The 15,753-nt window shown below is 58.2% G+C and carries 15 protein-coding genes; 9 read left to right on the top strand and 6 right to left on the bottom strand.

What is annotated here, in order from left to right:
• The first annotated feature begins 51 nt into the window (after window positions 1-51).
• Both QP027_RS09425 and QP027_RS09420 read left to right on the top strand, forming a co-directional pair.
• Window positions 52-732 (top strand): DUF2334 domain-containing protein, encoded by a 681-nt coding sequence (locus tag QP027_RS09425; RefSeq protein WP_284824329.1) that lies wholly within the window; start codon window positions 52-54, stop codon window positions 730-732.
• A gap of 10 nt (window positions 733-742) precedes the next feature.
• A complete protein-coding gene (locus tag QP027_RS09420; RefSeq protein ID WP_284824327.1) occupies window positions 743-1,234 on the top strand; it encodes a glutathione peroxidase in 492 nt (163 codons plus the stop codon).
• Between the two features lie 189 nt (window positions 1,235-1,423).
• Here the strand turns inward: QP027_RS09420 and QP027_RS09415 are convergent, their stop codons facing one another.
• Entirely contained in the window at window positions 1,424-4,102 is a 2,679-nt protein-coding gene (locus QP027_RS09415; protein ID WP_284824326.1) for an ExeM/NucH family extracellular endonuclease, read from the bottom strand.
• A gap of 304 nt (window positions 4,103-4,406) precedes the next feature.
• On the opposite strand from QP027_RS09415, the gene trhA reads away from it, so the two are divergent.
• Window positions 4,407-5,084: a PAQR family membrane homeostasis protein TrhA gene (gene trhA / locus QP027_RS09410; RefSeq protein ID WP_284824324.1), complete on the top strand. Its 678-nt coding sequence runs from the start codon at window positions 4,407-4,409 to the stop codon at window positions 5,082-5,084.
• 44 nt (window positions 5,085-5,128) lie between these two features.
• Here the strand turns inward: trhA and QP027_RS09405 are convergent, their stop codons facing one another.
• Window positions 5,129-6,136: an acyl-CoA thioesterase gene (locus tag QP027_RS09405; RefSeq protein ID WP_284824323.1), complete on the bottom strand. Its 1,008-nt coding sequence runs from the start codon at window positions 6,134-6,136 to the stop codon at window positions 5,129-5,131.
• Window positions 6,137-6,214: 78 nt separating this feature from the next.
• Between QP027_RS09405 and QP027_RS09400 the strand changes: the two genes are divergently transcribed.
• From QP027_RS09400 to purM, 3 genes are read left to right on the top strand one after another with little or no spacing between them, the layout of a single operon-like run.
• Window positions 6,215-6,598, top strand: a complete 384-nt coding sequence (locus QP027_RS09400; RefSeq protein WP_284824322.1) for a sterol carrier family protein — start codon at window positions 6,215-6,217, stop codon at window positions 6,596-6,598.
• 47 nt (window positions 6,599-6,645) lie between these two features.
• Entirely contained in the window at window positions 6,646-8,136 is a 1,491-nt protein-coding gene (gene purF / locus QP027_RS09395) for an amidophosphoribosyltransferase (protein WP_284827002.1), read from the top strand.
• 5 nt (window positions 8,137-8,141) lie between these two features.
• Window positions 8,142-9,218, top strand: a complete 1,077-nt coding sequence (purM, locus tag QP027_RS09390) for a phosphoribosylformylglycinamidine cyclo-ligase (RefSeq protein WP_284824320.1) — start codon at window positions 8,142-8,144, stop codon at window positions 9,216-9,218.
• 74 nt (window positions 9,219-9,292) lie between these two features.
• Here purM and QP027_RS09385 read toward each other — a convergent pair whose 3' ends face one another.
• Both QP027_RS09385 and ygfZ read right to left on the bottom strand, forming a co-directional pair.
• Window positions 9,293-9,514: a DUF3073 domain-containing protein gene (locus QP027_RS09385; RefSeq protein WP_284824319.1), complete on the bottom strand. Its 222-nt coding sequence runs from the start codon at window positions 9,512-9,514 to the stop codon at window positions 9,293-9,295.
• A gap of 145 nt (window positions 9,515-9,659) precedes the next feature.
• Entirely contained in the window at window positions 9,660-10,760 is a 1,101-nt protein-coding gene (ygfZ, locus tag QP027_RS09380; RefSeq protein ID WP_284824317.1) for a CAF17-like 4Fe-4S cluster assembly/insertion protein YgfZ, read from the bottom strand.
• Window positions 10,761-10,813: 53 nt separating this feature from the next.
• Here ygfZ and QP027_RS09375 point away from each other — a divergent pair, with 53 nt between their 5' ends.
• A complete protein-coding gene (locus QP027_RS09375) occupies window positions 10,814-11,761 on the top strand; it encodes an aminodeoxychorismate lyase (RefSeq protein ID WP_284824315.1) in 948 nt (315 codons plus the stop codon).
• Between the two features lie 12 nt (window positions 11,762-11,773).
• Here the strand turns inward: QP027_RS09375 and QP027_RS09370 are convergent, their stop codons facing one another.
• Entirely contained in the window at window positions 11,774-12,430 is a 657-nt protein-coding gene (locus tag QP027_RS09370; RefSeq protein ID WP_284824313.1) for a heme-binding beta-barrel domain-containing protein, read from the bottom strand.
• Window positions 12,423-13,220, bottom strand: a complete 798-nt coding sequence (locus QP027_RS09365) for an LmeA family phospholipid-binding protein (RefSeq protein WP_284824311.1) — start codon at window positions 13,218-13,220, stop codon at window positions 12,423-12,425. The genes QP027_RS09370 and QP027_RS09365 overlap by 8 nt, the downstream gene beginning before the upstream one ends.
• A gap of 28 nt (window positions 13,221-13,248) precedes the next feature.
• On the opposite strand from QP027_RS09365, the gene mshD reads away from it, so the two are divergent.
• Entirely contained in the window at window positions 13,249-14,142 is an 894-nt protein-coding gene (gene mshD / locus QP027_RS09360) for a mycothiol synthase (RefSeq protein ID WP_284824309.1), read from the top strand.
• Window positions 14,143-14,472: 330 nt separating this feature from the next.
• Window positions 14,473-15,594, top strand: coding sequence for a phosphate ABC transporter substrate-binding protein PstS (gene pstS / locus QP027_RS09355; RefSeq protein ID WP_284824308.1), 1,122 nt, complete (start codon window positions 14,473-14,475; stop codon window positions 15,592-15,594).
• Window positions 15,595-15,753: the final 159 nt, after the last annotated feature.

Below are 15,753 nucleotides of genomic sequence, written 5' to 3'. Positions count from 1 at the left end.
CCTCTCAGCCCCGGCGGGCGCGGGCGTCGCTCCTGTGAGATAATCACTCCCATGAATGGCCACCTCCTTGTCTCGATTTCAAGCATTTTCGACGAGACCCGTAAGGACGTGGCCAAGCTCATTTCTCACCTCGACCGAGAAGAGATTCCCGTATCCCTGCTGGTTGCGCCCCATATTGACGGCAACTGGCACCTAGTCAAGGACTCAGCGACCAAAGAGTGGCTCCTTGAGCAGAAGTCGGCAGGCCGCACCATCATTCTGAATGGGTTCGATCAAGCGGTGCAGGGGCGTCGCGCAGAATTCGCTACGTTGGATTCGCACGAGGCGCGGTTGCGCTTGAAAGGTGCTACTCGACAGATGGAATCCATCGGTTTTGCTACCGACATCTTCGCCCCTCCACGCTGGCGACTTTCCGACGGCACTCTCGCTGTCTTACCAGAGTTTGGATTCAAAATCGCAGCCTCCACCAAGGGGTTGTACCAGTTAGATACCGGTGAATTCCTGGCAGCGCGAAACCTCTCTGTCGGCGAGGGTTTCGGTGCTGCGAAATGGTGGCGACGAAACATTATCCGCGCAGCGCAGCGCGGTGCATCGAAGGGAAACTCAATCCGCCTTTCGGTGTCCGGGCGCAATTTGGCAGACAAGAAAGTTGCGCGTGATTTCGTCGCGGCGGCTATTGCGGCTGTAGAACAAGGTGCGACTCCGGGGCACTACGAGTTGCTTCGTCGGTAACCTGGATGTCATGACACTTCGTGATACCGAAATAACACTCAACGACGGAACAACGACCACTCTCAACGAGATCGCGGGAGATAAGCTCATTCTCTTAGTGAACACCGCCTCTCAATGCGGTCTCACCCCGCAGTACCAGGGGCTTCAGAATTTGCAGGACACTTACCAAGATCGCGGTATGACCGTGATTGGTGCGCCGTGCAACCAGTTCAACGGCCAGGAACCGGGCACCGACGAGGAAATCGCCGAGTTTTGCGCTGCCAAGTTCGATGTCACCTTCCCACTGCTGTCTAAGCTCGAGGTCAACGGTGAGGGGGCTCACCCGATTTATCGGGAGCTCACCCAGGTTGCGGATGAAGACGGTGAAGCCGGTGATGTGCAATGGAACTTTGAGAAGTTCCTCATTTCACCCGAAGGCAAGGTAGTAAAGCGCATTCGTCCTCGCACAGAACCAGACGATCCGCTGGTCATCGCCACAATCGAAGACAATCTTCCAGCCTAAAAAGCTTAACGACGACCAAGTCGCCGCGAGTATCAGCAAAAGCGTCTGGAAAACCAGACGGATTTGTGGAAGGTAGAAAAAGCGACCTTCCACAAACCCGTACCATGGGCGGTACGCTTCTGCGGAAGGAAGAAAAAACCACCGTCCCGGTAGCATTCCGGGGCGGTGGTTTCGTCGTTAAGCGAAGGTTTAGCGGCTAGAACCGGAGCTGAATGCGCCCGGCAGCTTGACCCCAAATGCTGGGAAGAAAAGCTTGACTAGGCGGTAGATCGCGGTGCCCAAGCCTGCAACACCGAACAGGGTGCTAAAGAGCTCGGCGAAATTCGAGGTGCCACTGCCTGGAGTGGTTGGCTCTTCGGTTTCTTCGGGATCGGTTGGTGTGACTGGAGCCTCTCCGTCAGTCGATTCGGAACCGAGTGTGAATCCGACCTTGATTGGGTCATGGTCGGAGGAGCGGAACGGAGTCTCATCGTGGAAATCGATCGTGTTGTAATTGCGACGGGAGTATTCGAAAGCGATCGACTCGTCGGCGTTGATGTTCCACACTGCTGCGTCGACAACGCGGGTCATCGCGGCTTCATTGCCCAGTGCGTGATCGAGCGAGCCCACCATGCCACCGAATTGATAGGTCGGGGTGGAGCCAGCGTGGGACTCGTTGATGTTGGTGAATCCCTGCTGCTCAAAGGCGCGGACCGCGTCCTCTTGGGAGTACGCGTTCAGGTCGCCGATGACGAAGACCGGTGCATCTGCCCAGTCATCTTGTGCGTCGAGGTGCTCGATCAGTGCAGCGGCCTGCGCCGCGCGCAAATTGGCGTTGTTGCCCTGGCCGTCGCCGGTGTCAGCATCACCGTTTGCTACAGAACCCTTGGACTTGAAATGGTTGACCACTGCGACGAAGGATTCGCCGCCACCTGCTGGGCGGAATTCCTGAGCCAGCGGCTGGCGGGCAGTGCCGGTGTAGACTGCGTCGTCGAAAATGCGCGACTCGCCAACGGTTTCAATCTTCGCTGGCTGGTAAATGAAGGCGGTGCGGATGAAATCCTCATCCGTGCCCAGCTTGGTCGGGGACTCAACGTATGCCCACTTGGTTTCACCTGCTGCTGCGTTGAGAGCCTCGACAAGCGCTGCGAGGGATTCGTCGCGGCGGGTGACATCGCCGGTGACGGTCGCGGTGTTCTCGATCTCCTCTAGACCTACGACGTCGGCATCGAGCTGATTGATCGCGTTGACGATCTTCACCTGCTGGTCAGCGAATGCCTCAACGGAGTACGCGCCGCGCACGTTGCAGTAGTTCGTAGCCACAGGATTGCCGTACATATCCTCGTAGTAGCGACACCCAGCCTCATCCTGGCCCAGCGAGGTGAAGTAGTTCAGCACGTTGAAAGATGCAACAGTGTATTCACCTTGCACTGAGCCAGGAACCGCGAGCTCGGCGGTGCGGGATTCTTCCCACGAGATTGGCAGCTCAGCCTGCAGGTTCGCACCGGTAATTGGCGTCTGCGGCTGGAAGCGCCACATGTCGTGGCTGTAGTGAACAACGACCGGGTTGTCGAAAGCTACTCCATCACCCGTGCGGATCGGCTTGATGCCTCCATCTTCAGTGTGAAGATACGGAAGTGGGGTTGTTTTGTCGGAGTTCATGTAGTTGCGGGTGCGACCGTCGTCCAGTGTGACCAACAGAGCGTCGATCTCAGCCTGCAGCGCGATGGCCTCCTGTCCAGGAAGCACAACATCGGTCGGCTGGCGGAAAGCCTCAGTGCCCGGAGCCAGTCCGATCTCGCCGAAGGTGTTGAGGGCGTAGTTGTTCGTCACGGTGTACGCGTCGGTAGGGATAACGAGCATGGACTCGTATGCCTCACGAGCCTCCTCACCTGCAGGGAGGTGGTCGATGGCAACAGGGGTGACCGGCTGCAGTGGCTCGTCGAGAAGCTTTACAGTTGCGTTTGCGATCTGGGTCACTTCGAAATACTCGGTAGCGGTACCGCTGACTTCGACGGAGTCGCCGATCTGTGGGTACGTTGCGCTAGCGCCCAAGTAAACGAAAACGCCGTGCGATGCGTCGGTAGCAGCCTGCAAGTCGCCGCCGGTGCCTTCGGTTTGAATGTAGAAGCCGTCGCGGCCGCCTTCGTCGTACACGCCAGTGACAACGCCTTGGGTGGTCACGGCCTGTCCCTCAAGTGGGGTAGCAGGGCCTGCGCCTTGAATATCGGCGATAGGGGTAATTTCGCCAGCAGGATCAACAGGGTCTACAGGGTCTACAGGGTCAACTGGATCAACCGTGCCACCGGAGTTCTGCGGGGTCGGCGCATCCACGGTGAAGTCGGTCGCGTTGTTGTCGGTGTCTACGCCGACCTCGACGCGCTGGATCGAGGTGGAGTTCGAGGTTCCGCCTGCGGGAGCACCCTCGAACGCGCTGGCGCCGCCCCAGCCGACGAGATCGATGATGGTGGAGGATTCGTCGACAAGCTCGGCGATCGCGCCGGTTCCAGAAAAGTTGAATGAGCCGGTTCCGTCAGCGGTGGGCAAAACGCCAGTGTCATTGGTGCCCTTGAACCCCTCGACGAGGAAGTAGGACTTCGCAGGTACTGCGCCAGACAGTGTCGCTGTGCCACCGACGCCCCCTCTGGTGGACTTCTGGACGATCTTCCATCCGGTCACGTCGATAGGCGTGTCGGTTGGGTTGTACAGCTCGACGAAGTCGTTGGAGTAGACGGATCCGTTGTTACCGCCTCCACCGTAGACCTCATTGATAACGATGTTGCTGCCATCCGGTGCGGCGTTTGCAGTTGGTGCGACTACAGACACAGCACCAGCTGCCAGGGCGATGGCAAAGGCTGTAGCGCTGCGGGCGCGCGAAAACGTAAACATGAAAATCCTTCTGGGAAAAAGGGGAATATAGTGTGCCCTTTTACTCATAGCTCATTTCCAGGTTGTTTTACGGTGCAATTTACAAACTCAACTGCACGTTTAAAGTGAGGTAATCAAGAATTCATTTTGCATTCAGAGCGAAGTAAGACGCATTTTGCTTGTCGACGATCCCTGTGCGCCGCCCACTCACCGACTAGCGGGGTACGTGGGGTGCGGGGTCGTCGAAAAGCCTAGCGTTGCGCGTCAACCTACTTAGGCGTAAGTTACGTGACCGAAGGTTGCTTTACGACGAAAGGCCTAAGCGGTGCGACAGCTCGAAAGAACAATCACATACGTAGACAGGGGCCAACGCCCAAAGGTTCGCGGATGGTTCCACTTTGTCGCGGCGTTTTTGGCGATCATCTCGGGCAGCGTGCTCGCGACATTCTCCTGGATGACTTTGAACTGGTGGCAAGCGCTCGGAGTCACGGTCTACGCCGTCGGATTCTTCCTGTTATTCGCGATTTCCGGGCTGTACCACCGCGGTCGCTGGCGCACGGCTGATCAAGTGCAGTTGTGGCGTCGCGCCGACCATTCCACGATCGCAATCTTTATCGCATCGACCTACACGCCGCTTGCCCTGATTGTTTTGGAATCGCGACAAGCCTTGTGGCTCCTGCTCGTGGCCTGGGTAGGTGCACTGGCTAGTGTCGTCATGAACCTGGTGTGGATCAACCATCCGCGGTGGCTGTCCGTACTGATCTACCTCGTCCTCGGCTGGCTGGTCGTGCCATTGATCCCACAGTTGTGGCAGTCGGCTGGCCCTGCCGTGGTGTGGCTGCTCTTCGCTGGTGGGGTGATTTATTCTCTCGGGGCGCTGGTTTACGGCTTTCGCTGGCCGGGTAAGAACGCCCAATTCTATGGCTACCATGAGCATTTCCACACCGCGGTCCTCGTAGCCGCGATCGTGCATTTGGTCGCGGTGTGGATGGTCGTGGTCTAACTTCAGGTCTAACTTCAGGTCTAACTTCAGGTCCAGCCGATGAACTAATCTGTGATCTGTTTTGCAGCCTGAAGTGGAGTGAGGGGCAGCGGGGCATACTCGGCACGCAATTCCTTGAGTGTGAGTGCGTGCTGGGCTAGGCGCTTGTCCTCCGCGGTGGCAGGGATGAACTGGCGCGCGCCGATCGGGTCGCCGTCCACGCTGATGCCGATGTAGGTAAACGTCGCGTGGATGGCGTTCTTAAGGTTCTCGCGACCGCCTCGAGGGTCGCCCGAGCGGACGTGGACAGAGATATGCATGCTGCGGGCATCGGTACGAGTCATGCGGGCATCCACCTCGATGAGGTCGCCGATAGAAATCGGTGTGTAGAAGCGAATGCCGCCAGCGTACACAGCCACGGTGCGCTCGCCCGACCACTCCATGGAGCAGGCCAAGCCGGCCTCATCGATCCATTCCATTGCGGTGCCACCGTGGACCTTGCCTCCCCAGTTCACGTCGGTCGGCTTGGCCAAGAAGCGGTGGATCACTCGTGGTGCCTCAGACTCGCCGTCGTAGGTCTGGTGCAGCATTTCCTCCTCGATCGCCTTGCGCAGCTCGATGCGAGACTTTGCAGCTTCCTCAACGCGCTTTTCCTCGTCGGTAGTCGGCGTGAATTCAGGTACCGGGGTGGATTTGCCGGTTGCAGGGTCCTTAGCGACGAAAATGACCAAGCAATCGCAGGCGCGGGTGAACACTCCTTCACGTGGGTCTGCGGACAGGACCTCGTTCACGATGTGCATCGAGCTGCGCCCGGTCATCGCGATACGAGATCGAACCTCAACCATGTGCCCCGACGGAATCGGGCGAGTGAAGTGGATATGTCCCACGTAAGCGGTAACGCAGTACGTCGATGACCACTGCACCGCGCAAGCGTAAGCTGCCTTATCGATCCATTCCAGGACGCGACCGCCAGAGACACCATGGGCGCCGGCAACGATGACGTCGGTCGGCGCAGCCATGAAGCGCAGGGTGACGGAAGGCGATTTGGTCGTCGGCACTGGAGTGTTCGGCATGCGGGCTACCTATGTCTTTCTCTTAACGGCGTGAGGTCTAAAGATACGTTCTACAGTTGTGTTCCTAGAATAGTGACTATGGTCTCAAAACATGATCCCGCCGAGACGCGTCGGGCCGTCGAAGCGGTGAAGGACTGGATTCTAGCGCCGGAAAACACTGAACGACCAGCGCGTGGGCTGCTTGCCAACGCGGTGCGTCGCACAGTGCGTGCCGTAGAGGCAGAACTGCCAGGGCATACTGTAGAACTTCGAGTACCCCCGTTTGTGGCGATTCAATGTGTTGAAGGCCCCCGACATACGCGTGGCACACCCCCGAACGTTGTGGAAATGGACCCCCAGACTTGGCTGCGCGTGGCAACCGGGCAAGTGAGCTTTGAAGATGCCCTTCACGCTGGGAAAATCGATGCTTCGGGCAGTCGTGCTGCAGAAATCACGCAGGCTTTGCCGGTGATTAGTTTCTGAGTGGGCATTAATCCACTAAGGTAAAGAACGTGCACAACACCGATGTCATGGCTAGTGGTGCCCCTTTGAACGATCAACCTGAATCAGAACCACGCGAAGAATGCGGCGTGTTCGGTGTTTGGGCCCCGGGCGAAGAGGTTGCCAAACTCACGTACTTTGGGCTTTTCGCCCTCCAACATCGCGGACAGGAAGGCGCCGGCATCGCAGCCGGTGACGGCGACCGCATCGTTGTTTTCAAAGACACAGGATTGGTTTCGCAGGTTTTCGACGAGCCAACCCTGGGCGCTTTGCAAGGCAACGTAGCAATCGGCCATACCCGTTACTCCACGGCAGGTTCCACCAGCTGGGAAAACGTTCAGCCGATTTTCCGCTCCGCAGTCGACGGCACCGATATCGCCCTCGGCCACAACGGCAACCTCACCAACTACGTTGAGCTTCGCGACGAAGCCATCGAGCGGAAGCTGCTGCGCGACACAGGTGTCGATGGGCAGGGCTCATCGTCGGATAGTACGGTGCTCTCGGCGCTCCTCGCGGCCGACATTGACCACGACAAGACGCTTTTCGACGCCGCCCGCAGCCTGCTCCCGCGCCTGCGCGGCGCGTACTGCCTAGTCATGACCGACGGCCACACCCTTTACGCCGCCCGAGACCCGCACGGCGTGCGTCCGTTGAGTCTGGGCAAGTTGGAGAACGGCTGGGTCGTCGCTAGTGAGACCGCAGCGTTGGATATTGTTGGTGCCTCTTTCGTCCGCGATATCGAACCGGGCGAGCTCGTTGCAATCGACGAGGCGGGGGTGCGCTCGGAGAAATTCGCCGACCCAACCCCTGCAACGTGTGTTTTCGAGTACGTTTATCTGGCTCGTCCAGACTCGGTTATCGCTGACCAATCGGTCAATGCCACCCGCATCAACATTGGTCGTCGTCTAGCGCGCAGCCATCCTGCCGAAGGTGACCTTGTCATGCCCGTCCCGGAGTCAGGAACCCCGGCGGCTGTGGGATACGCCCGCGAATCCGGCATTCCATTTGGCCAAGGCCTGATGAAAAACGCGTACGTGGGTCGCACATTCATTCAGCCATCGCAGACGTTGCGACAGCTAGGCATCCGACTAAAGCTGAACCCAGTCCGCGCCGTGATTGAAGGAAAGCGCCTCATTGTTGTCGATGACTCCATCGTGCGTGGCAACACTCAGCGCGCGCTGATCCGCATGCTGCGAGAGGCGGGCGCTGCCGAGGTTCACGTTCGTATCGCATCCCCGCCTGTGAAGTGGCCGTGCTTCTACGGCATCGACTTTGCAAGCCCAGGTGAGCTCATCGCGAATAATGGCGACGCCACCGATGAAGAATCGATGATTGAATCCATCCGCCACGCGATCGGCGCGGATTCACTCGGCTTTGTCTCCTCCGAGGACATGATCGCTTCCACCAATCAACCAGGCGATTCTTTCTGCTCCGCTTGCTTTGATGGCCACTACCCGCTGGGCCTTCCAACGGGCAACCCAAATGCTGACGCAGTCCGCAGGATCAAGAAAGGCAACTAGTCTCAATGACCACTCCTAAAAACTCCGATCAGGGCGCTTCCTACGCAGCAGCCGGTGTGTCTATCGAAGAAGGCGACCGTGCAGTCGAGCTGCTCGCGCAGCACGCGAAGCGCGCAACTCGTCCCGAGGTTCGCGGCGGCATTGGCGGTTTCGCCGGCCTCTTCGCACTTGGAAAGTACCGCGAGCCACTACTGGCTGCGGGTTCCGATGGCGTGGGTACCAAGTTGGTCGTGGCCCAAGCAATGGATAAGCACGACACCATCGGCATCGACTTGGTGGCAATGTGCGTGGACGATTTGGTAGTTTGTGGCGCCGAACCGCTGTTCCTGCAGGATTACATCGCGATCGGCAAGGTTGTCCCTGAGAAGATCGCAGAGATCGTCTCGGGCGTGGCCGAGGGCTGCGTCCAGGCTGGTTGTGCACTCCTCGGCGGCGAGACCGCCGAGCACCCTGGCGTAATGGGCGAGGACGACTACGACATCTCTGCAACCGCGGTCGGCGTGGTGGAAGCTGACGAACTGCTCGGCCCAGACAAGGTCCGAGTTGGCGACATCATTATCGGCATGGGCTCGTCCGGACTGCACTCCAACGGTTATTCACTGGCCCGCCACGTTCTGTTCGACCAGGCTGGTCTTCCGGTGGATGCATACATGGATGAACTCGGCCGTACCCTCGGTGAAGAGCTGCTCGAGCCGACCCGCATCTACGCCCAGGACTGTCTCGCCTTGGTTGCCGAGTGCGAGGTGCGTACTTTCTGCCACGTCACCGGCGGTGGCTTGGTCGGCAACATGGAGCGCATCATCCCAGAGGGAATGGTCGCCGAGATGAACCGCGCAAGCTGGACCCCACAGCAGATCTTCCGCACCATTGAATCGCTGGGCAAGGTCGAACAGCTGGAGATGGAAAAGACCTTCAATATGGGCGTCGGCATGGTTGCTGTTGTCTCGCCGAAGGATCGCGACCGCGCACTGGCGATGCTTACTGCGCGCCACGTTGAGTGCTGGGAGCTGGGCCAGGTCCGCTCTGCCGAAGAGGGCGAGGACTTCCGAGCCATCCTCACCGGGCAGCACCCGAAGTACTAAAAGCGAAAGAAAGCACTTCACCCCGCCTCCCAGGAACGGGAGAGGCGGGGTGAGCTATTTTCAGGTACTAGCAGCTAGCGACGACCAGTGTCGTCTTGATCGGGGTCCCAATCCGCATAGTCTGCGTATTGTTCATCAACCCCGTACTCCTCTTGGTCGTCATCATCGTCCCAAGAACGAGCCGGTGCTTTACCGGCAAGCTCGCGTTGGAGCGAGTCTAGGTCCATCTCGGGTGTGTTGTACTTTAGCTGGCGTGCAACCTTGGTCTGCTTTGCTTTGGCGCGTCCGCGGCCCATGGCGTGACCCCCTTGAGGTGTGTGAGGGCGCGCCAGGGAATTCGGGGCGCCCCATCTGCTATCAATTCAGTGTGTATTCCTGTCACTTACAATAGCGTGAAACGTAAAAAAATTCCTCCCCCACCCTTGAACAGCGGAAATGGGTTTAGTTCTGACCTCTCAGCTTAGCGATAGCGTCTCTTCCGGCTTTTGTTGATTCTTCATCAGGCAGAAAGTCGGCATCGACCTTCGCTGATACTGGAGATTCCCCACTAATTGCCAGTTCATCGGCCTCAATCGCCGAACGCTTCAACAATGCCAACGCGATCGGACCGTAGTCACAATCGTGTACGACAGTCCCCAGACGACCTATACGGCGACCCCCATAAGTAACGTCCGATCCCGGCGCTGGATCTTCCGGCGCAGACCCATCAAGCTGCAACAACACCAGCAGCCGAGGGGAGCGACCCAGGTTTTCCACCCGAGCCACAGTTTCTTGTCCGCGGTAGCACCCCTTTTCGAGGTGGACCGCCCTCGTTTTCTCTCCACGATTAATCCAGCGCGGAATCTCGTGTGGGATAGACCGCTCATCCAAATCGGCGCGCAGCTCCGGTTCGCCCGCTCGCACTCGCTCGGCTGTAAACGCCATCAGGCCAGCCAGCTTCGCGCCACGCTGTATAAGCTTGTCGACGACCGCGTCGAGGTCACCGCGCGCCACAGCGAGATCGATGCGCGCCACTCCGTCCCAATCGACCACGCGGGAGTATGCGGCGGGAAGGTCGTCGATAAGCGGACGCTCGGTGCCTAACAAGGTGAGGATTCCTAGATCTTTCTCTGTGATGTCAACCTGGGACCAGAAAATCATCTTCTGTAGAAAGTCCACGAAAGGCTCGAAGATGTAGGAGGGCATATCTAGATAGAAAGTGTCGCCCGCGCGAGTCACGGAGCACTGGTGCAGGATATGACCCTGGATATTGAGATCGAGCGCATCAGCGGAGAATCCGTCGGCGGCATTGTCGAGCTTTTGGGTGAGCAGGTTGTTCAGGAAAGTAGCGGCGTCGTCGCCGGTAATGGCGACAACGCGTCGGTGTGACCGGTCGATGACTGCCGCTCCACCGTCGATTGCGCGCTGTTCACCCAGGGGATCGCCATAGTGCCAGGCGACACCCTGGGAATCGACGAGGGAGTCGTCGGCAAGCGGGGCGGCTCCTGGTCGCTTCAAAAGGGGAGATGTATAGGACGGGGTTTGAGAGATCGAGTTGGTCACAGGTTCGATCGTAGCCCGAACAAACTAGGAAGAACTAGGCATAATAGGGGGTCATGGGCATAAGTCAGCTTCCTCCGCAGCCAGTCATCTACATCATTGAGCCTTTCGGGGGATCCGTGCGCAGGCAAAACGCCAACCTGCCTCATATCTTCTGGGACGATGCCGCGGTGACTCGGGGCGACGGTGTATTCGAGACCGTGCTCGTCCGAGGTGGACGCCCCGCAAATCTAGACGCGCATTTTAAACGGTTCGCCCGGTCGGCCCGGTTGCTCGACTTGCCGGAGCCGAAAAAAGAACAGTGGATCGATGCCACTCGGGAAGCGATCAATGATTTCATCCACGACCGTGGGATCTCCCAAGGAAAGGAACTGCCTGATGCAAAATGTACGTGGACGTACACGCGCGGTCGGCAATCGACCGGTGTGCCCACTGCCTGGCTGACGCTTCGCGACATTGATGCGGAGGTTATCGATCAGCGCAAACGCGGAGTCAAAGTGATGACAGCTCCTCGGGGATATTCGATCACGCAGGATGTCTCCGAGGCGGGGAAGTCGTCGGAAAGCGCTCCCTGGATGGCCGTGGGAGCCAAGACTTTGAACTATGCGGCAAACATGGCCGCGCTGCGGTGGGCAAAGCAGCATGATTTTGATGATGTGATCTACATCGACCCGAAAACGAGCCAAGTCCTTGAGGGTGCGACGTCGACGGTGATCGTGGTGAAAAAGGGCGAACGGCTACGCACTCCAACTGCAGGGGGCCAAGTGCTTCAAGGTACAACTCAGAAAGCGATCTTTGACTACGCCACTGAAAAGGGCTGGCGCTGCAAGATGCGCGACGTGTACTTGGATGACCTACTCAAAGCAGAGTCGGTGTGGTTGGTCAGCTCGGTGCGCATGGCGGTGCGGATGACGCGGATCGACGATGAAAAAATGCCCGCACCCAGCAATGAAGCAGAGATACGAGCACTGATCAATGCCGCTATGGACGCGAAGCTGTCCTAGGCGCCATCCAGCCTAGCCCGCGATGCGTTTGAGTTGGGCAGACATATATGGGGTGAGCTCGCCGTCGACTACGCGCTCGTCGACCCAGCCGAGGCTGTTATCTGGCATCAAGCCGTAGAGTCGCTTGCCAGGGCCGTGGGCTTCGGGGCCGGACGCTGTCACAATGGTGGAAGCGCTCTCGAGCTGCCAGGCGCGCTCATTCATCGGCTCGCCGTAGAGGATCTCGACTAGACCGCGAGTGTTAGTCAAGGTGACCTCGATTTCATCTTTGAGGTTGATGCGCCAGAATCCGGTTTCGCGCTGGTCGGCACCGGTGGAGGCGCCGTTATCGTCCATCCGCCAAATGCGGGAATCGAAGCGCAAATAGTTCTCACCGTCGTGGGCGATCACAAGTTGCTGGCCAAAGGAGTAGTCCTTGCCGTCTTCGTTGCCCTGACCGGTACCTTGCCATACGCCTACGAGCGGAAGGAGGGCTAAAAGGCCGTCATGCAGGCTCGGGCCTTGGCGGAGGTTTGCAGTGTCGTCGTGCAATGGAAGCTCGTCGAGACCCAGTGCGGGGATGTTGCGATGTGCAGTGCCCTGGGATTGCTCGGCGGCGAGGTTGACGGCGTCATTTCCATTCAAGGGTTGGGATTCGTCAGAAGTATTGCTTGTTGTTCCATCACTCATGTTCACTAGCGTAGTCGGTGAACTCAGAATGCCCAGTTTCCACCGGCGTTAAATCGCTCGATTGCAATGTGACGTTGCGTCGCTCTGCTTCAAATTTAATGGAGCCTCCTGAAAGCTCGACTAAGCTTGCCTTTGTGGCCAATGGAAGCTCACGGGTATCGAACTCCAGCGTGTAGCCCTTCTGTACTAAGCTGGCGGGCTCTTCAGACTCGACGATTTCTACCGGCTCCATCCTGAACTTTGAGCCATCGAGACGCAGCGTCACGATGACTGTTGACTTCGTGTTGGTGCCCGGCAGCGTACCCGCTAGTTGTGCCTCGCTAGCAACGCCACCACCTGGGGAAATATCGTACGGATTGGAGATATCCAAGTCTGTCATACCCAGAAATTGACCCATAGCCACCCCATCGAGGCTAATTGTGCGTTTGATCAGCTCCGCCTGGCGTCCGACGATATCGCCAGCGTATGCCTTGGAAGCGGGGATGTCCACGTTATAGATCGAGGTAGAGGCATTGACGATTCCCAAGTCCTTAATATCAACGTCCAGCGCATCGACGCTAATATTCGGGATCTTGTTCGTCAGCAGCACCTGGGCAAAGGGGTGCCCGCCCACATAGACCTTGGGCGTGGCTACCAGCTGCGAATCCTCTACGACGGACTTGGCCAGGCGAGACTCCACTCGAGCAGCTGTCACACTATCGACGAGCCACAGCGCGCACACTACGACTACTACGGTCAAGAGGGTTCCGTAGAAGCGCGCTGATCGACGAAGGAATGTTTCTGGCTTCACTCTTCTATTTGTACCGTAACCTGGGTGCATGACGAATTCCGAGATCCTTTCCCTTCAGCTTCCGCAGCATGCAGATCAGCGTCAGCGGGCTCTCGCGCTCATTGAACGGGCGGAGTGCCACGATAAGGTTGCGCCCTTTTCCGAGGCGTTTTTGCGCGGGCTTGGCGACGAAGCGTTGGCCCACCAGCACCTTGTGGTAGAAGACAAGGCCGTGGCGGCCCTCGCACCGGATGGGGGAGTGGAGCTGGTAGTCGCGCCTGATGCTCGTCGTCAAGGCCTAGCGAGTGAGATCCTTAGTCGGGTGCTGGAACAGCGTTCCGATGCTTCGGTCTGGGCGCACGGCAATTTGCCGGCTGCTGCGGCGACTGCTCGTAAGCATGGGCTCGAAGTGGCACGACGATTGCTGGTTATGGCAGTTGACGGCCCCGCATTCGACGCGGCAGCAGAGATGCCCGGACTGTCCGATGGTTTTGAAGCGCTTGACTATCCCGCGGCAGTCAAACGGTGGGGCGTGGAGGCCGTGGATAATGCCTGGTTGAATACGAACAACGAGGCATTCTCGTGGCACCCGGAACAAGGTGGCTGGGATATCGCGCGCCTGCACCAAGGGATGGACACTGACTGGTTTGATCCTCACGGTGTCCTCTTCCTCTATCAGGGTAGCGAGTTAGCGGGATTCCACTGGACAAAGCAGCATCCAGGTGGTGTCGGTGAGGTGTACGTTGTGGGATTGTCCAGCGCCTTTCGGGGGAAAGGGCTCGGGGATCCGCTGTTGCGAATGGGCTTGAGTCATCTTAAAAAGGATGGGGCAACGCGAGTGATTCTCTATGTTGAGGCCGACAACGCTCCGGCGGTCGCGCGCTATGAAGACTTAGGCTTCAAGATTGCGGAAGACCATGTGGCGTATCAACTAAATGCGTAACAATTTCCACACTAGTAACCAAATGCCCCCGAAAATCACCCCCAAAACCTATGAATAATATGTGAAAATAGGGGCGGGGGGCGCTTTCGCCACTTCGGTTACCTACCGTGCTTCGGGTGTGCAAGCTGGCTTTTCGGTGACACTGCAAAAAAGTTAACCAGTTGTTAACCTCCTTGGACACGTACGGTTCATGTCGCTCCCGTAGCTTTGCCCATTGTGAGCAATCGGACGGTTGTGTCTGTGGCCTGAGCGGGCGATAGCAAGACCTCCTCCCGAGCTGGGAACCGATGCTCAGACTTTAATCTGACAACTGCACCGGAAAGGTTTCCCGTGATCCGTAATTTCAAGCGTTCTTTCGCAATCCTTGGCGTCGTAGCCGCTACCTCCGCAACCCTGGTTGCTTGTGGCGACTCTGGCAATGAAGAAGGCACCACCACCGAGGGTGGCGACAACGGCGCAGTCGCAACCGACGGTCTGTCTGGCACCGCTGGCGAGCTCGTCGGCGAGGGTGCATCCTCCCAGAAGAACGCAATGGAGTTCTTCGGCCAGCAGTACTCTGCAAACGTAGATGGCGCATCCCTGGCATACACCTCCTCTGGTTCCGGCTCCGGCCGCAAGAACTTCATTGCAGGTCAGGTTGACTTTGCAGGTTCTGACTCCCCACTGTCCGACGATCAGGTTGAGCCAGCTAAGGAGCGTTGCGAGGGCAACGACGCATGGCACCTTCCATTCGTCATCGGCCCAGTTGCAATCGCTTACAACCTTGAGGGCGTAGACGAGATCAACCTCTCCGTTGACTCCGTCGTCAAGATCTTCAAGGGCGAGATTACCAACTGGAACGACGAGCAGATCGCTTCCGAGAACGAGGGCGTAGAGCTTCCAGACCAGGAGATCGGTGTTGTTTACCGCTCCGACGAGTCCGGTACCTCCGACAACTTCCAGAAGTTCCTTGCAGCTGCTTCTGAGGGCGCTTGGGAGACCGAGGGCCAGCAGTTCCCACGCGAGGTTGGCGAGGGTGCTGAGGGTTCCGGTGGCGTTTCCACCCAGGTTTCCAACGTTCCTGGTGGCATCACCTACGTTGAGGCTGGCTACGCAGATCAGCAGGGTCTGGGCATTGCAAACATCGACTTCGGTGCAGGCCCAACCGAGCTTTCCAAGGAGACCGTTGGTGCAGCACTGGACGCACTCGAGTTCACCTCTGAGGGCCACGACATGGTTGTCGACGCTGACGCACTGTTCTCCCAGAACCAGGAAGGTTCTTACCCACTGATCCTCACCACCTACGAGATCGTTTGCTCCGCAGGTTACGACGAGGAGACCAAGAACCAGGTTAAGGACTTCCTGAGCGTTGCTCTGGATTCCCAGAACGAAACCCTTGAGGGCCTCGGCTTCATCCCAGTCGAAGGCACCCACGCTGAGCGTCTGAAGGAAGCTGTCGACGCAATCGCGTAAGCACTCCACCCAGTGTAAGTAGCTGCCCCCGAAAGTCTTGCAGATTGTCGGGGGCGCTCTTATGCACCGGCGCACTTTTGCGCTGTCAAGCAGTAGCGCCACTTAGCGCTAACCCGCTTCCGGGCACCATCATCTTCAAAATCACTAAGGATTCGTGAA

This window comes from Corynebacterium breve (genome assembly GCF_030252165.1).
Taxonomy (GTDB): Bacteria; Actinomycetota; Actinomycetes; order Mycobacteriales; family Mycobacteriaceae; genus Corynebacterium; species Corynebacterium breve.
The sequence above is the reverse complement of the archived record's forward strand: the minus strand, read 5'-3'. Positions and strand labels throughout refer to the sequence as shown.

What these genes read in the sequence shown, in the direction of transcription:
- QP027_RS09385 (WP_284824319.1), bottom strand. Translation starts at nt 9,514, where the DNA reads ATGGGCCGCGGACGCGCCAAAGCAAAGCAGACCAAGGTTGCACGCCAG.
- QP027_RS09425 (WP_284824329.1), top strand. Translation starts at nt 52, where the DNA reads ATGAATGGCCACCTCCTTGTCTCGATTTCAAGCATTTTCGACGAGACC.
- QP027_RS09420 (WP_284824327.1), top strand. Translation starts at nt 743, where the DNA reads ATGACACTTCGTGATACCGAAATAACACTCAACGACGGAACAACGACC.
- QP027_RS09405 (WP_284824323.1), bottom strand. Translation starts at nt 6,136, where the DNA reads ATGCCGAACACTCCAGTGCCGACGACCAAATCGCCTTCCGTCACCCTG.
- QP027_RS09370 (WP_284824313.1), bottom strand. Translation starts at nt 12,430, where the DNA reads ATGAGTGATGGAACAACAAGCAATACTTCTGACGAATCCCAACCCTTG.
- mshD (WP_284824309.1), top strand. Translation starts at nt 13,249, where the DNA reads ATGACGAATTCCGAGATCCTTTCCCTTCAGCTTCCGCAGCATGCAGAT.
- QP027_RS09375 (WP_284824315.1), top strand. Translation starts at nt 10,814, where the DNA reads ATGGGCATAAGTCAGCTTCCTCCGCAGCCAGTCATCTACATCATTGAG.
- QP027_RS09415 (WP_284824326.1), bottom strand. Translation starts at nt 4,102, where the DNA reads ATGTTTACGTTTTCGCGCGCCCGCAGCGCTACAGCCTTTGCCATCGCC.
- purM (WP_284824320.1), top strand. Translation starts at nt 8,142, where the DNA reads ATGACCACTCCTAAAAACTCCGATCAGGGCGCTTCCTACGCAGCAGCC.
- QP027_RS09400 (WP_284824322.1), top strand. Translation starts at nt 6,215, where the DNA reads ATGGTCTCAAAACATGATCCCGCCGAGACGCGTCGGGCCGTCGAAGCG.
- purF (WP_284827002.1), top strand. Translation starts at nt 6,646, where the DNA reads ATGGCTAGTGGTGCCCCTTTGAACGATCAACCTGAATCAGAACCACGC.